Origin of the sequence: Acinetobacter sp. BMW17, assembly GCF_001592855.1 — a bacterium.
In the GTDB taxonomy this organism is placed as follows: domain Bacteria; phylum Pseudomonadota; class Gammaproteobacteria; order Pseudomonadales; family Moraxellaceae; genus Acinetobacter; species Acinetobacter johnsonii.
In genome coordinates, this window is the sequence record NZ_LSOD01000006.1 from 62657 (window position 1) to 80179 (window position 17523).

The window sequence follows — 17523 nt, forward strand, 5'->3', positions numbered from 1 at the left end:
AAAGCCCTCATAATACTCAAAAATAGTTTGTGCTATGATACGGAATCGCTTGGTGTAAATCCTTTGCAAGGTTCACTTAAGCCCTCATATGAAGAATATATAATCAGGTTGATATGAAAATAGCAGTTGCAGGCACAGGTTACGTCGGCCTTTCTAATGCCATGATCTTCTCACAACATCATGAAGTGATTGCACTAGACATCATCGACACGAAAGTCGACATGTTGAATCAAAAAATCTCTCCGATTCAAGACGCAGATATATCGACATTTTTAAGCGAGAAACCGCTCAATTTTCGTGCCACAACTGACAAATATGAAGCCTATCAAGGCGCTGATTTTGTCATTATTGCAACACCCACCGACTATGATACGCAAACCAATTATTTCAATACACAGAGTGTGGAAAGTGTCATTCGAGATGTGGTCGAGATCAATCCTCAGGCAACGATGATTATCAAATCAACAGTGCCAGTGGGCTTCACTCAAAAAGTTAAAAGCCAATATCACACTGAAAATGTGATCTTCTCCCCTGAGTTCTTACGTGAAGGAAAGGCGCTGCATGACAACCTTTATCCATCTCGCATTATTGTCGGTGAAAAGTCACAACGTGCTCAGTTGTTTGCGGATATGCTGATCGAAGGGGCAATCAAAAAAGACAGTCCTGTATTGTTTACCGATTCAACTGAAGCTGAAGCAATCAAGTTATTTGCCAACACCTATCTCGCAATGCGTGTCGCTTACTTTAATGAACTCGATACCTATGCTCAGTCCTTCGGTCTGGATACCCGTCAAATTATTGAAGGTGTATGTTTAGATCAACGTATTGGCAATCATTATAACAATCCATCGTTTGGCTATGGTGGCTATTGTCTGCCGAAGGACACCAAACAACTTCTTGCCAACTACAATCAAGTGCCGAGCAACTTGATTCAGGCCATTGTAGATTCCAACAGTACCCGTAAGGACTTTATTGCAGACTCTATCATTGCAAAAAATCCTAATACCGTCGGCATTTATCGTTTAGTGATGAAAAGCGGCTCCGATAACTTCCGTGCATCAGCGATCCAAGGCGTCATGAAACGCATCAAAGCCAAAGGCATTGATGTAATTGTTTATGAACCAACCTTAAATGAAGATGAATTTTTCAAATCCAAAGTGATTAATGATTTAGAACAATTTAAACAACAAAGTGATGTCATCATCGCCAATCGTAAGTCACAGGACTTAAGTGATGTTGAAGACAAAATCTATACCCGTGATATTTTTGGAGGCGATGAATGAAGGTTTTAGTAACAGGTGCAGCAGGCTTTATCGGCTTTCATGTCTCTAAAAAACTACTCGAGCGTGGCGATAGTGTTGTCGGTTTTGATAATATGAATGATTATTATGATCCTGCCTTAAAGCAAGCACGTATCGACTTATTACATCAAACTGCTCAGCAAAGTGCTGGCCAATTTGACTTCATTCAAGCCAATCTTGCCGATAAAACAGCAGTTGATCAATGCTTTCAACAACACCAGTTTGACCGTGTGATTCACTTGGCTGCACAAGCAGGCGTGCGCTACTCACTTGAAAATCCAATGAGTTATGTAGAAAGCAATATTATTGGCTTTACCAATATTATTGAAGCTTGCCGCTATGCGAAAACACCACATCTGACTTATGCCAGCACCAGCAGTGTATATGGTGCAAATACCACCATGCCTTTTAGTGAACAGCATGGCGTAGACCATCCTATTCAGTTTTATGCAGCAACAAAACGTGCAAATGAATTGATGGCGCATAGCTATAGTCACCTATTTCAATTGCCAACCACAGGCTTACGTTTCTTTACGGTCTATGGACCTTGGGGACGTCCCGATATGGCGCTGTTTAAGTTCACCAAAAACATCATTGCGGGTCAATCAATTCCTGTATTTAACCATGGGAACCACACCCGCGATTTCACCTTTATTGAAGACATTGCTGAAGGCGTGATTCGCTCAAGTGATCAAATTGCTAAAGCCAACCCAAATTGGGACAGCAATCACCCAGATCCAGCGACCAGCAATGCGCCTTTCCGTATATTCAACATCGGCAATAACAATCCTGTGAAACTCATCGAATATATTCAAGCAATTGAAAAAGCCGTTGGCCAAGAAGCCATTTTAGAATTACTCCCACTTCAAGCAGGTGATGTACCTGATACCTTCGCAGATAGCAGCGCTTTAGAAAAAAGTGTGGGGTATAAACCATCTGTTTCAGTTGAAGATGGTGTGAAACAATTTGTAGATTGGTATCGTGACTTTTATCAGGTTTAAATAAAAGCCACTAGCTAATTAAACTAATCTAAAATAAAAACCCTAATTATTGTGTAATTAGGGTTTTTAAATACAGATGTATTTAAATTAAATTGTAGATCGTTACACCATAAAATTTTTCTGACTAAACCGTCATCCAATACAAAACTGTCTCCTATACCTATACAAATTCTTTGAGGTAGAAAAAATCTATCCTTCGGTTGAAGATCCTCAACTAAATAAACGAAGCTTATTTTTAAATAGCAACATCTTAGCAATAGGATAACTTTTATTTATACTCGATGAGGTTTATGGAATGGCTTTTATTAAAAATTACAGTATCAAAAAACCATTAAGCCCATACAGAATATTGGCTTAAATTACTCAAGAGAAATACCAAATTAAACACCATCAGAGCCATCATAAATAATCCTATAATGACTCTATCTTTATAAAAATAATTTATTTATTTTTCTTTTTACACATATTTATCAAAATATGATTAAGAACGCCATAATTCTCCAAGTTTTACATCCCACTCAACAGGAGAAATAACCATACGTCCTGCATTTGGGGTCAATGTAATTTCACTAAACAGCACTTCATCTTGTGACAATAGGAAGTCAATTCGGCTATAACCATATTCCAAACACAACTGCTCAGACAGCTCAACCATTTTATGCATCTTGCACGGTTCTACCACCGCTTCTGGTGTATTATCTTTGCAATCGACGGTGAAAGGCTGTAACTCCCAAGAGGTATCATAAATATTTGAATACTCTTTACCATCACTCCCTTGGACATCGACTTCAACATACTTCGGCTGCCCTTCAAAACAGTGGACACGACATGTTGTAATAGTGGCATGCGTGTTAGCATCACGATATAAGTCAACATAATGCTCTGCCAAGATGAGCGGCGAAATATTTTTATAGTGCCACTCTCGCTTGCGGTAGTACATATTCATTTTTAAGCTGTTATTTAATTTGCTTTCCGCTCTATTAACATCAAATGTACTTTTATCGCGACAAACAATGGCGCTTCCACTGTCGTGGGTACACTTCAAAACAAATTGGCTTGGAAATTGATCAAAATCAATATTCTTAAAGTCACGATATGTGCCTATAAGTGGGACCAGATGTTTTTCTCCAATCCGATCTATAATCAACTCTCTTACTGCCGATTTATCAGCTAATTTGGTATGTAGCGCACTTCTTTCAAAAATCATTCGTGCAGTAACTTTCTCATTAAAGCTTTCAGGTTGATTAAAATTTGGGGTATACCCTAATTTATTAATAAACCTTTTTTTTAAGTATCTCTCATCTGAAACAAACAACGTTCTAATTACTTTTGCTTTATATATAAGACTGTTAATCATGGGTGGTTTTTAAATGCATCTCATTCTTACTAAATGATAGCAAATTAATGCTATTTTGTATGCTTTATGTATATTATATTTTTTCAGCATCTAAAAGACATTGATTGGCTAAGTAGTAATAAAACCTCACCCCTCTAGCATTTAAAATCTATAAAAAAAGGACTCCGAAGAGCCCTTTTCCACCGAATCACTTATTTTACATAAGTTAACCAGTGTGCGTATTTCGGGTCTTTACCCTTAACCGCATTAAAGAATGTGGTTTGAATTTGTTCAGTGATAGGACCACGTGTACCTGAACCGATTTCACGGTCATCATATTCACGAATAGGCGTCACTTCAGCGGCTGTACCTGTAAAGAATGCTTCATCGGCAATGTAGAATTCATCACGTGTAATACGACGCTCAACCACGTCATATCCCAAGTCTTTTGCGATGGTAATAATGGTTTGACGCGTAATGCCATCCAGTGCACCACCTGCGATGTCAGGTGTATGTAAAACACCATCTTTCACCAAGAATACGTTTTCGCCAGAACCTTGGCATACATAACCTTGAGGGTCGAGCAACATTGCTTCATCATAACCTGAATGCGCTACTTCTTGGTGAGCCAAAATCGACAAGGTATAGTTACCTGACGCTTTCGCTTTACACATCGTCACGTTTGGATGGTGATGGGTAAACGATGAAGTTTTCACTCGAATACCTTTCGCCATTGCTTCATCACCGAGGTACGCACCCCAGCTCCATGCCGCTACTACTGCATGAATCGTATTGTCTGTTGCAGCAATACCTAATTTTTCCGAACCAATAAAAATAATTGGACGCAAGTAGCAAGACGCTAATTTATTTTCACGAACCACATCAATTTGAGCTTGCTCTAGTGTTGCTTGATCAAACGGGACTTTCATTTGATAAATTTTTGCAGAGTTCAATAAACGCTTAGTGTGTTCTTTTAGACGAAAAATAGCCGTGCCATTCGGTGTTTCATAGGCACGGACACCTTCAAACACACCCATGCTGTAGTGCAAGGTATGTGTTAATACGTGAGTTTTTGCCTCACGCCAGTCAACCAATTGTCCATCTTGCCAAATAAAACCATCACGATCAGCCAAATTCATGACACACACTCCAAATTTATATACACAGTCATGTTACCCAATGCTCACGATTGAGCTTGGATCAATTAATCTTTGCCATAATTTGCAAACGATCACTCGGGTATCGCGCCAGTCCGCAGCATTTACTTGCATGGATTGATTCGCAAGGGCTAAACGGTGGCTCTCGGCTCGTTCACTGAGATAAGCTTGAATCAATGCAGTCGCATCGTCACTGGATAAGCAACTGGCTTTTGCGGCGTCTTCAAGGATTCGTACATTGTCGGAATAATGGGCAAGATCTGGATGAGATCCGCTCCATGCCAACACAGCATACTGTGCCATAAATTCGATATCGACGATACCACCTGCGTCTTGTTTTAAATGAAAAATTCCATCTTTTTGTTGTTCTTTAGAAGAACCCAAATGGTCTTTCATTTTTTGACGCATCTTCAGCACTTCTGCGCGTACATTTTCTTCATCTCGTGGCTGCGTCAAAATCCGACAGCGCAATGCTTCAAACTTATCACGCAAACTTGGCTCACCCGCAATCGAACGAGCACGTACCAAGGCTTGATGCTCCCAGACCCATGCATTTTTCAACTGATATTGCTCAAAGGCTTTTAAACTGGTGACCAAGACCCCCGCTTCACCCGATGGGCGTAAGCGCGTATCGATTTCATAAACCCGACCATCGAGGGTCTGCGTGGTCATCAACGACATAAATTTCTGCGCAACACGCATTGCAAACTCGAACCCACTGATCGACTTCAACCCATCTGTATCGGCTTGCTCATCCATATAATGAATAAAGACCAGATCTAAGTCCGAGCCATAACCCAGCTCAATCCCACCAACTTTGCCATAACCCACCACAGCAAATGCCAAATGATCGATCGAACAGCGCTGTCCTTCAACATCGAGCGGATAACCATGTTTCTTCGCCGTCATTTGGTAGGCTAAATTTAAGGTTGTACTGACCGAAACTTCTGCAATATCGGTCAAAGCATCGGATACTTTCATCAACGGACTTTCAGCCAAAACATCACTAGCCGCAACTGCCAATACATTGGATTTTTTAAATAGGCGCAGCACACGCATCAAATCTTCAACGTCATCAAGCTCAATGCGAAGCAACTGTTGACGCAACGAATCTTCCAAATCTTGACGGCGCGGCAACTCAAAGTCCATGGACAAAAATTCATCCAAGAGTACTGGATAATGGGTCAATTCCTCACAAATCCATGGACTTACGGTTGCCATTTTCACTAAGCGCTGTAAAGCCCCTTTACTCTCAATCAACATGACCAAATATACGGTGCGTCGCATCACAGACTCAACCAAGGGCATAAGGCGAAGCAGCGCGGCTTGCGGCTTATCTGACTGTAAAATCGCTTCAATCAAATGCGGCCAAAACATTTTTAAACGCTGCACCGCTTTTGCAGGCAGCTTTTTTAGCGCATGACCATTCCAAAATTCATGAATGAGGTTTTTTGCATTCGCATCCAACACCTCATTTAAACGCGCTTCTAACTGACTAAAACTTTCTACGAAAGGGTCATGTTCTTTTTCTTTAATTAAATGCTCAAATTGGTAAATGACTTTGGCGCGCTTTTGGTTTAAGTGCTCAATAAATGCATCCCAACTGACAAAACCCAAGGTGTCAATCATCCTTTGTCTGAGTTCTGGTTCTGTTGGCAAAGACTGGGTCTGTTGATCATTTAGAGCTTGAATGGCATGCTCTACACGGCGCAGAAATAAATAAGCATCTTCCAGCTCACTGACCGCCTGACCATCCAGCAAACCCACTTCCCCCAAATGATGCAAGCTCACTAAACATTGACGGTCTTGTAATTCTAATTTTGCCCCACCATAAATTAGCTGAAAAACCTGCACAATAAATTCGACTTCACGAATACCGCCCGCACCCAGCTTAATATCATCTTCGATATTGCGGCGTAATACTTCACGCTCAATCATGGCTTTCATTTCGCGCATGGCTTCAAAAGCTGTGTAATCGACATACTTACGGAACACGAAAGGACGAGTCATGTCCAACAACTCATCCCCCTCTTTGCCCCCTGTCACGATCCGCGCCTTAATCCACGCATAGCGCTCCCACTCGCGACCATGCTGGCTTAAATACTTCTCCAGCGCCGCATGACTAATCGCCAATGCAGAACCATCGCCCCAAGGACGCAAGCGCATATCCACACGGAATACAAAACCATCAGCCGTGATATGGTCCAACAAGTAAATGAGTTTCTGACCCCACAAAATGCAAAACTGTTGTACGTCGATGCATTTACGACCATCAGTTTCACCTTGCTCATCAAAAGCAAAAATCAAGTCGATATCACTGGAGAGATTCAGCTCTTGTGCACCGAGCTTCCCCATCGCAACCACAATTAAATCTTGAATTTTATGGTTATAGCCCACAGGCTGACCATGTTTAGCCACCAATGGCGCTAAGGCAAACGCTTTTGCCACACAAATGGCTGCATCAGCAAAATCAGATAGCTCCCGCGTTAGCGTCATCACATCGATCAGTTGATTGGCATCCTGCCAAATCCAGCGAAACATTAAACGCGCACGTAAAATTCGGATGGTGCGCATCCATGTGCTTTCATCACTGATCTCTTTTAAGGTGTTTTGAACGACATCGAAAATTTGTTCGGTGGTCAATGGCTGAGAAAATTGATCAATTGCATAATCTTGTTCAAGATAAACCTGATGTATAGATAGGACTTGTTCCGCATATTGACTTGCGCGCAATGTCTTTTGCAATTGCTCAGCATTCATGATCGACTCTTTCGGATTGTTTTGGTTATTTATAACAGCAGATCATGAGATTAGGCGAATTATTTTATAAGAAAAGTATGATTATTCACTAAATTCTTGCTGGGATGTCTCGAGTGACAATGCTTGATGTGCACTGTTCGAACGTGGCAGGCTGACGATAAAAGTTGAACCTACACCTTCTTTCGATGTGACTGAAATTTCACCTTTATTCAAATCAACAAAACGCTTACACAACACCAGACCTAGACCCGTACCTTTCTCCCCAGCTGTCCCCTTAAAACTAACGGTTAGTTTCGGTTCAAACAAAGATTCGATTTGCCCCAATGTCATACCTAGACCCGTATCTTGAATATAGATATCGATAAAATCATCACGTTTTTTGGCATCAATCGTCACAACACCTTCGCCATGCATATGGGTAAATTTCAGCGCATTTGAGACCAAGTTTTGGATCACCGAGGTCACCATATTGATATCTGCAAAAATTTTTAAATCGTCGGGGACACGGTCAATCAGTTGAATATTTTTATTGATGGCCAACGCATGCAACACATCAAAAACAATTTGAGAGGACTGCTTAAGCTTGTAATGGATGGGGTGATAAACAAAGCGCCCGCCTTCTGCCATCGCCCAATTCAATAAACTCTCTAACAAGCTATAAGTCGATTGTGCTGTATCATGCAGATAATCTGCAATGCTTTGCACACCAGACTCATCCAAACTTTTGCGCTCTTCAGCCAACACTTCTGAGAATCCAATTAAGCCATGAAAAGGCGCCCTTAAATCATGTGCAATAATTTGGAAAAATTTGGTTTTACTGACATTCATGGCCACCTGTTGTTCATACAACTCTTTGAGCTCCGCATTTTCCATGCGCAAATGCAGCAGATTAAGAAATCCAGATGCTAGTTCATAGACATTTTCTACAGCATCCTGCGTAAAAGCGTCCAACTGTTCATCAAAGAAAATCACTTGCCCTACAGATTTATCCGATGCCTTTAAATCCAATGCGATGATCCGCTGATGTTTAAACCCTAAAGCACTCACCTGCTGAGAAAGATGATGATAATGGCGATGCAGGGCATCAATCGTGCTATCACCTTCAAAATGAGTAGCAAAATTGGCTTCAGCGGGTAACTGAAAAGCATTGAATGCATGTTTTCCCGCATACCAACTATAAGGTTCATTGCTAAACGTTAAAATTGCGGCATGTGCACCTAAAATTTTTCGCGCAAATTTGAGAAAACTCTTAATTTTATTGTCATTACTGTTCACGCCCAATAACAAAGCTAAGTGACAAGCACTTAACTGTTCTGTATCAGACCCGACATCTAGCAATTGAATACCCATTTCTGCCTCATCTTTTGTGATTTTTTCGGCACAAACCTATTATTTACTTCTATTTATTAGCAAATTTTCAACATTAAAACAATATAAAAATACAACAATACAAGCGTGGCATTTAACAAAAAAATCAATTACGTCAGACTTTTATTTTGTGACTGCTTTTGCTTTTTGAAAAATCTTTATTTATCAGAAGGATTAAAACAAAATTTTGAGTCCATCATATGAGGAAACAATCAATCAAACCCACACCGAAAATTCAATTGCTTTAAGCCATCTGTAACGTTTTACGGCGATTTAATTCAAATCTTAAATTTCAGGCAATAAAAAACCCAAGACTGAATATGCTTGGGCTTTTAATATCTTGGTCCCGAGGGTCGGACTCGAACCGACACGTCATCTCTTTGACACATAAGCACTTTTTGTAGTGTAGCATAAGCTCAGGTACTCATCTAGGTACTTATTCGCAAAAATGAGTACCTAAAATTAATACCCCGAAACCATACAATTAAGCAGCTTCTGCTAGTCCATCAGCCAGTAGCTCTGCTTGCTCTAAGACAGTCTCTGTTGCGAGTAAAGCCATATCAGGTGGGTAGCCATACTTCTTGAGTAAGCGCTTCACAATGACTCTCAGCTTCGCCCTGGCAGCTTCTTTGATGGTCCAATCCAAAGTTACATTCTTACGAATAGACTCAGTCAGAACAACAGCAAGTTCGCGCAGGATCTCTTTCTGCATTAACTCCCGAGCACTCTCGTTATCCGCGACAGCCGAGTAGAACGCATATTCGTATTCGGTCAGATTCAGTTCTTCAGCGAGCTTGTCTGACTCTTGGATTGCCTTAGCCAACTTGATGAGTTCATCAATCACTTCGGCTGCAGTCAGTACCTTGTTTTGATAGCCTTTGATCGCAGAGCTCAGCATCTCCATCAGCTTTTTACCTTGCGTGACACTCCGCTGCTCTCGCATCTTGATCTCATCGCCTAAGAGCTTCTTGAGGGTCTCTAGTGCAATGTTCTTGTGCTTATAGCCTTTCATCTCCTGCATGAACTCATCAGACAGAATGGAGATGTCTGGCTTCTGGATTCCTGCTGCATCAAAGATGTCGACCACCTGTTCAGTCACAAGCGCCTGGTCAATGGTCTGTTTGACCTTGGCTTCTAATTCAGCATTGCTCAGTCCTGAGATTTTGCCTGAACCATCACTGAACTTGGCCAGTCGTGCTTTCACAGCCTGGAAGAATGCAACCACTGGCGCTGCTTCCATCGCACTTGGATGAGGTACAGCTAATGCAAATGCTTGAGACATGGCTGATACAGCATTGAGAAATCGGGGCTTACCTTCGCCCTGATCTACACCAAGGATGTGTTCCTCAGCTTCAAGGATGATGTTGAGCTTTCGAGAGGTATCGGCTGTGAAGTATTCCTGATAATTAAAGCCATGCATAATGCCATCAAGCACTTCGAGCTTCTCTTGAAGGATGGTTGCAGCTTCATCTTGAACAAGTGCAGGATCACCCTTACCACCTGCTTCAGAATAGAAGGACAGTGCTTCTTTAAGGTCAGAAGCAATTCCCAAGTAGTCAACGACTAAACCACCAATCTTGTCTTTATACACTCGGTTTACTCGTGCAATGGCTTGCATGAGGTTATGGCCTTTCATTGGCTTGTCGATGTAGAGCGTGTGCATGCTTGGTGCATCGAAACCAGTCAGCCACATATCACGAACAATCACGAGCTTCAGCTTGTCATCATTGTCCTTCATACGATTAGCCAGAATTTGACGCTGCTGCTTGGTCGTATGGTGTTTGGCAATTTCTTCACCATCAGAAGCAGATGAGGTCATCACCACCTTGATTACCCCATCATGTAAGTCATCGCTGTGCCATTCTGGTTTGATTGCTACAATCTCGTTGTAGAGGTCTACCGCAATCCTACGAGACATACTGACGATCATGCCTTTACCTTGGTTTGCATTGGCTTTTAGACGCTGCTCAAAGTGTTCTACGATGTCTTTGGCAATGGCTTTGACACGTTCTTTACTACCAATGAGTCCTTCGACTCTTGCCCACTTTGCCCGTTCTTTTTGTGTTTGGTTTAGATCGTCTTCGGTGAACTGGTCGTCAAAGTCCTCAATCAGTTCTTTGCCTTCCTCACTGATGGCAATCTTGGCGAGTCGGCTTTCATAGAAGATACGAACAGTGGCGCCATCCTCTACCGCCTGAGAGATGTCATAGATGTCGACATAGTTACCAAAGACTGCAGGCGTGTTGACGTCAGTCTTCTCAATTGGTGTTCCTGTGAAGCCAAGGTAAGTGGCATTCGGTAAAGCATCACGCATGTACTTGGCAAAACCATACACAGTCCGCTTACCGACAACCTTGCCATTCTCGTCTTTGACATCGACCTCTTTTGCATTGAAGCCATACTGAGAACGATGTGCTTCGTCTGCTATTACGACAATATTGGTTCGGTCTGAGAGCTGCTCATAGACACTGCCACCATCATCAGGTTGGAACTTTTGGATAGTGGTGAAGATCACCCCACCTGAACCCACCTTAAGCAGCTCTTTGAGCTCATCTCTATTCTCCGCTTGCTTCGGTGTCTGGCGTAGTAGTTGGCTTGATGCTGCAAAGGTTCCAAAGAGCTGATCATCCAAATCATTACGGTCTGTGATGACCACGACTGTTGGATTATCCAAAGCCAAGACAATCTTACCTGTATAGAAAACCATGGACAGAGACTTGCCTGAGCCTTGTGTATGCCAAACAACACCAGCCTTCTTGTCACCTACTGCTTGTTGTTGCACAAGTTCGAGCTTACTTCTGCCTTGATACTGCATTGCGACTTCTGCAGACTTCGAGTCCGAGTTCACTGCAGACGCACGAATAGTAGAGAGCACTGCTGCATTCACTGCATAGTACTGATGGTATGCAGCCATCTTCTTGATGGTCTTGATGGTAATCAAGCCATTGGCATCTTCTTGTTTGTTGGATTCAAACACAATGAAGTGCCTGATCATGTCTAGCAGTGTCACTGGATTCAGCAAACCATGTAATAAGACCTCTAGCTGTGCCTGAGTACTCTTGGCTTTGGTTTGTCCATTAGTCGTTTTCCAAGCCATATAACGACTGAGGTCTGCTGAGACAGTCCCTGCTTTCGCCTCTAAACCATCAGAGATGACGTTGAAAGCATTGTAGGTGAATAGACTAGGGATTTGGCTTTGGTAGGTCTGAATCTGCCTGTAAGCACCATCTACAGTGGCATTCTCATCAGTGGCGTTCTTAAGCTCAATCACCACCAAAGGTAAGCCATTCACATACAGGATCAGGTCTGGTCGTCTGGTCCAGCGATCTTCTTTGATGGTGGCTTGGTTGATGACCTGGAATTCGTTATTGGTTGGGTTGTTGAAGTCGATCAGCCAAGCATATTCACCTTGGGTATTACCATCCTTGCTCACTTCAATGTTGATACCTTCAGTGAGTAAGCGATGAAATGCCTGGTTGTTGCTAAGCATATCCGGGGAGTGCAGATTGGTGACTTGCTTCAGTGCTTCAACGCACTTGTCTTCATTCAAATGAGGATTGAGACGCTGTAATGCTTCCAATACTTTGGCTTCCAAGATGACCTGCTTATAGCTTCTTAAAGAATGGGCTGATTTTGACTCAATATCAGGCCCGTAGACGTAGGTATAGCCTAGTCCTTCTAGTTGCTCTATCGCCATCAGCTCGATGTCTGATTCGGTCATCTTGGTCACTTGAATACTTCCCCTTTAATTCTTTTGTTAGTCTTTTAGCCATGACCACAATGCAACTGCTCCTGCTCCTATCGCAGCACCTGCTGCAATTGGTGCAAGAATAGGTGCAGCTACTGCACCACCAATGAGGCCTGCTGTTATAGCTCCACCTGTAGCAACTGTCCCACCTGTAACTGCAACTAAACCAGCAGCACTGGCTCCTCCAATTGCTGCTCCTGTGCCAAGTCCAATGCCACTTACTCCTACTGCACTTGAAATACCTAATGCAGCAGTTGTGGCTGTAGTTGCTGTATACATTCCCCAACCTGCATACATCATGCGTAAACCAATAATTGTAGTAGTAGTTGTCGTCACGTGCTCTTTTACTTTTTCAACTTGTTCACTTCTGTGTTCACCTGTAATGCACCAAACAGCAAAGTGCTCACAATTATTGGTAAACAGGTTATAGCTATTTTCATCCAACCTACTTCGTGCACGATCCACAATCTCAAACTTGGAGTAGGCAACAACTTCAGGAGAGTATTGAATGTGATACAGAGTGTCTGCATCACCTTGGAATTCCTCCAACGATGTAATAGTGATTTCGCCTTTCTTAAGAGGTTCTGAGAATCCGCTATAATGAGCAACTAAATCTGTACCATTGAAGTTTCCAAGATAAATTCCATGATGGTCATACAATCCTCTTGATGCCTTAATATGGATTCCTGACACAACCAAATTCCCTTCTAAAGGTTCCCCCATAAAGCACCATTCGACAAATTCTTCCCCACTACAAAAATGAGGTAAATCTTCTGGTTTATCCAAGGCTGTTAGGGCTCTATTCAGAACTGTGATGTCATCATATAGTCTCTTATTATCTGAATAACGATATGTTGTATAGCTATCATAAGGTGCTAAAAAATCTTCTAAAATTTGAAGTCTAATTTGAGAGTCTTCTTCAGAAAAAAATACTACATATTTTCCATTTTCTGTTTCTGTTAGATAAAGAGCATGCTGTTCAAATACTCCATCAGAAACCATAAAGTGTGTTGCTATTTTTAAATTGTCCATAATGCTCTCCCTTAAGGTGAAGCCATCAAATGACTTCACCTTAATATTATGCAACTTCTTCTGTTTGGTATTGGACTCTCACTTCACCACTCATGAGTTTTGGTAGAAGCGTGTCTCTTAAGTTTTCGAGTGTTTGGATTTGTCTAACATTACATCGAATCTTGGTAAACAATGGAATGATTGCATTGTTGAATTGCAACAGTGTTTCATCATCTGGTTTAGCAATCTTAATTCTAGAGAAATCTCCAGTGTTGAGGTTTAGAGTTGCCGTACCTCCACTTGCTAAATTGTGTAACTCATCATACATCCCCAACATTACCTCATATAAGTAATAAAGAAACTTCGGTTCAGTTGGAACAATTGAATTAATTTGCTGATTTGTTTGTAAATCACAATCAGTGATACAGACTAAGCCAACAGTTGCAATACAACTCACACAGATACTGTTTTGAGGCACCATTTTTTTAGATTGGCTCAAAGCACCAAGCTGCGAAAGGCTATCTATAGTTTTAGTTATAAAGACTTTTCCATGCATATCTGGAATTTTAAGAAATGGGACATCATCACCGAAGTAATTAGCATTACTTTTAGAAGGTGTCTTGCCACAGATAATCTGACCAAACTCATTTAGCTCGAATTCCTCCCAATCCTCTTTCGCTTCCTCAATAAACCATTGACGAAACAGTGTTTCAGCCATGGCTTCCAAGGTCTTGTTCTGACGGTGCAGTAAGTCAATCTTGTCATCGAGTGATGAAAGGACTGAGGCAATGGCTTTTTGTTCAGGGAGAGGTGGTACAGGAACTGGTATTGTTCGTATTATTCCCATTGGTAATGTTGGTTGTGAACTACCATGTGAATATCCCTCTAAGCTATCCCTAAAAGCAGAAGATCGCATGTAGCTATAAAGAAAATAGTAATAGTAATCCTGATTACATCTGAATCGGCAGATGTTAGGTGCCAAATGGAATCTATCATTTTCAGGAACAATAGCAAATTGCCCTATATTCGCACCAATATATGTGAATAGAAGATCATGTTTAAATAGCTTTGATCGAGGAAGAGCTTCGGAAACATCTCTTGAAATGTACTTAACGTTATCAAGATCCAATATACCTTCACGGACATTTAATGCACGTAGTGCAATGATTTCATCGTTATCAGAGTACTTAAAGTATTCAGTATATTCATAGCCAGCTAATTTAGTTACATCAGCAACACTACCAATATTGGATATTTCCCATTCATTTGGGATAGACCCGATATCTGTATCCTTAAACTGACTCATACAACCACCTTTGCCAAATTCTCAGCAATAGCTTGATTCAGCTTAGCTTCCTCTGCAAGCTGTGCCTCAAACTCTGCCTTTAGGCTTGTAAAGCGTTCCTTAAAGTCAAACTCATCTTCATCGTCCGCTAAGCCAACATAACGACCTGGTGTCAGTACATAATCAAGCTCAGCCACTTTCTCAAGCGTTACAGAAGCACAGAAACCAGCAACGTCTTCATACTCACCGTCTTGGTTTCTCCATTTGTGGTAAGTGTCCGTGATCAGCTTAATGTCTTCATCGGACAGTACTTTGGTTCTGCGGTTAATTAGATGACCTAGGTTACGAGCATCAATGAACAGGATCTCATTGCTACGGTCTTTGTACTTGGTTGAACCAACACGGTCACGACGCATAAACCATAAAGCAGCAGGAATCTGGGTATTCAGGAACAGCTTTGCAGGTAGGTTCACAATACAGTCAATGACATTGGCTTCTGAAACCAAGGCTTTACGAATTTCACCCTCACCACTGGTTTTAGAGGTTAAAGCACCTTTCGCAAGGACTACACCTGCCTGACCTTTAGGACTCATGTGATAAAGGAAGTGTTGCATCCATGCGAAGTTAGCATTACCTGCAGGTGGTACACCCAATGACCAACGAGCATCTTCTTTAAGTAAGTCACCACTCCAGTCAGAGACGTTGAATGGTGGGTTAGCTATGATGTAATCCGCTTTCAGGTCTTTGTGTGCATCGTTCAGGAATGAACCCTCAGAGTTCCACTTCACATGCTCTGAGTTGATGCCACGAATCGCCAAGTTCATTTTGGCTAATCGCCAAGTGGTTTGGTTACTCTCTTGACCATAGATAGAGATGTCATCGACCAAGCCTTGATGTGATTCTACGAACTTCTCGGACTGTACAAACATACCACCCGAACCACAGCAAGGATCGAATACACGTCCTTTATATGGTTCAAGCATATTAACCAATAAGCTTACAATGGATTTAGGCGTGTAGAACTGCCCACCTTGCTTGCCTTCAGCTAAAGCGAACTCACCAAGGAAGTACTCGAATACATGGCCCAGAACATCGGCAGAGCGCGATTTCGCATCGCCTAGTGCAATGTTACCAATCAGGTCAATCAGCTCTCCTAGGCTCGTAGGATCGAGATTCTGACGTGCATAGACCTTAGGAAGTACACCCTTCAATTGAGGGTTGTCATTCTCGATGGCTTCCATTGCATCATCGACGAGCTTGCCAATGTTAGGTTGTTTTGCTTGGTTTAACAGGAATGACCAACGTGCATTCTCTGGAACAAAAAAAACGTTGTATGCAGTGTATTCATCACGGTCTTCTGGGTCAGCTCCTGCAAACTCTCCTTCACCTAAAACCAGTAAGTTGTAGTGGGCTTCAAATGAGTCAGAGATGTACTTCAAGAAGATCAAACCAAGAACAACATGCTTGTATTCGGCTGCATCAATGTTCTTACGAAGCTTATCTGCGGTCTTCCATAACACAACCTCTAATGGTTCTTGTTTGGTTTGCTTGGGAGCACGAGCCATGGTAAATCCTAATTGTTTGTATATGCTTTAATTTAGTTTACCAAATATTAACAAATGTCAGTGAGTAAGTAAGCACTTACTGGACATTACTTGTCGTAGACCTCAAATATTCCAAACTTGTCGTAGTACTTAAAGCTGTCTGGATTAGCTTTATATTGGGCTGCGATGCTATCAGATCTCGGTTTACGCTTGGGATTAGGTTCTTTAGGCAAGGTGACTTGAGGGAGCTTAGAACTGACTCCAAACACGAACACTAAATCGCTAAATCCTGACTTGGTGCTTTGATTACCAGTGAGATCAATTCTAATCATACGATGCCGTACACCACTTAATCTTCTAACTCGTAGTTTAGCCTTTGGATCATTTTTTCCCTCAAGATAAACCAAGGCTTTCTTAAATTGAACCCTTACCTCTGCCATTTTTTCCATTTGCTGCTGAACAGATAAAGGTGGTTCGGCATCACTCAAGGCTTGCTCCTGATAATCTTTCCACTTCTTACCATTCCGTTTCATTCCTTTAACTGTAAGTTTTTTAGATGAGAAATTGTCAGGCTCGATGAAAAGTTTAAGTGCTTCCACTCTTTGGTAGACATCAAAACCAATATTATCCTCCTTACATTTAAAATCTTCGCGATATGCTATTTGTTTGTTCTGAGGCATATGATGATTAATGATCGGTGCTAAGTCATTGAATGCTAACCGTGGGAAAACCATGATCAACTTACGCCCATATTTAAATCGGATCCCTTTTGACTCTCTATCATAGTATCCAATTTTAGTGGCTGGCTTAAGTTTCCTTGATTCAGGCTTATACCAGTAAAGTCTAGATAGGATATTTAACTTTTTAACTTCATTTAATATCTCTTCTACAACCTTCTTTAAGTCATCGTAGTCCATACTGTTAGCGGCAGTGTAAAAATAACCCCCTAACGGCATTTAAAAACTGACCCCCTTGGTTAATATAGCGGTCATTTTGGACTGCTCAACATGTT

General features: G+C 41.6%; 11 protein-coding genes. 2 read left to right on the forward strand and 9 right to left on the reverse strand.

What is annotated here, in order from left to right:
• The first annotated feature begins 113 nt into the window (after positions 1-113).
• Positions 114-1283 (forward strand): nucleotide sugar dehydrogenase, encoded by a 1170-nt coding sequence (locus AXW61_RS00935; protein WP_062031440.1) that lies wholly within the window; start codon positions 114-116, stop codon positions 1281-1283.
• Positions 1280-2302, forward strand: a complete 1023-nt coding sequence (locus AXW61_RS00940; RefSeq protein WP_062031444.1) for an NAD-dependent epimerase — start codon at positions 1280-1282, stop codon at positions 2300-2302. The genes AXW61_RS00935 and AXW61_RS00940 overlap by 4 nt, the downstream gene beginning before the upstream one ends.
• 481 nt (positions 2303-2783) lie before the next feature.
• Here the strand turns inward: AXW61_RS00940 and AXW61_RS00945 are convergent, their stop codons facing one another.
• The 9 genes from AXW61_RS00945 to AXW61_RS00985 all read right to left on the reverse strand — a co-directional run bounded on the left by AXW61_RS00945 (position 2784) and on the right by AXW61_RS00985 (position 17467).
• Positions 2784-3659 carry an ATP-grasp fold amidoligase family protein gene (locus tag AXW61_RS00945; protein ID WP_062031447.1) on the reverse strand — a complete coding sequence of 292 codons (876 nt, stop codon included), beginning with the start codon at positions 3657-3659 and terminating at the stop codon, positions 2784-2786.
• A 191-nt stretch (positions 3660-3850) separates the two neighbouring features.
• Entirely contained in the window at positions 3851-4777 is a 927-nt protein-coding gene (locus tag AXW61_RS00950; protein WP_004983545.1) for a branched-chain amino acid transaminase, read from the reverse strand.
• Positions 4778-4810: 33 nt separating this feature from the next.
• Positions 4811-7555, reverse strand: coding sequence for a bifunctional [glutamate--ammonia ligase]-adenylyl-L-tyrosine phosphorylase/[glutamate--ammonia-ligase] adenylyltransferase (glnE, locus tag AXW61_RS00955; RefSeq protein ID WP_062031450.1), 2745 nt, complete (start codon positions 7553-7555; stop codon positions 4811-4813).
• An 81-nt stretch (positions 7556-7636) separates the two neighbouring features.
• Positions 7637-8905 carry a HAMP domain-containing sensor histidine kinase gene (locus tag AXW61_RS00960; protein ID WP_062031452.1) on the reverse strand — a complete coding sequence of 423 codons (1269 nt, stop codon included), beginning with the start codon at positions 8903-8905 and terminating at the stop codon, positions 7637-7639.
• A 502-nt stretch (positions 8906-9407) separates the two neighbouring features.
• Positions 9408-12653: a type I restriction endonuclease subunit R gene (locus AXW61_RS00965; RefSeq protein ID WP_171254034.1), complete on the reverse strand. Its 3246-nt coding sequence runs from the start codon at positions 12651-12653 to the stop codon at positions 9408-9410.
• 27 nt (positions 12654-12680) lie between these two features.
• Positions 12681-13703 carry a lecithin retinol acyltransferase family protein gene (locus AXW61_RS00970; protein WP_062031458.1) on the reverse strand — a complete coding sequence of 341 codons (1023 nt, stop codon included), beginning with the start codon at positions 13701-13703 and terminating at the stop codon, positions 12681-12683.
• A 46-nt stretch (positions 13704-13749) separates the two neighbouring features.
• Positions 13750-14988 carry a restriction endonuclease subunit S gene (locus AXW61_RS00975; RefSeq protein WP_062031461.1) on the reverse strand — a complete coding sequence of 413 codons (1239 nt, stop codon included), beginning with the start codon at positions 14986-14988 and terminating at the stop codon, positions 13750-13752.
• Positions 14985-16532 carry a class I SAM-dependent DNA methyltransferase gene (locus tag AXW61_RS00980; RefSeq protein ID WP_062031464.1) on the reverse strand — a complete coding sequence of 516 codons (1548 nt, stop codon included), beginning with the start codon at positions 16530-16532 and terminating at the stop codon, positions 14985-14987. Before AXW61_RS00980 ends, AXW61_RS00975 begins: the two co-directional genes overlap by 4 nt.
• Positions 16533-16618: 86 nt before the next feature.
• A complete protein-coding gene (locus tag AXW61_RS00985) occupies positions 16619-17467 on the reverse strand; it encodes a hypothetical protein (protein WP_062031467.1) in 849 nt (282 codons plus the stop codon).
• Positions 17468-17523 lie beyond the last annotated feature (56 nt).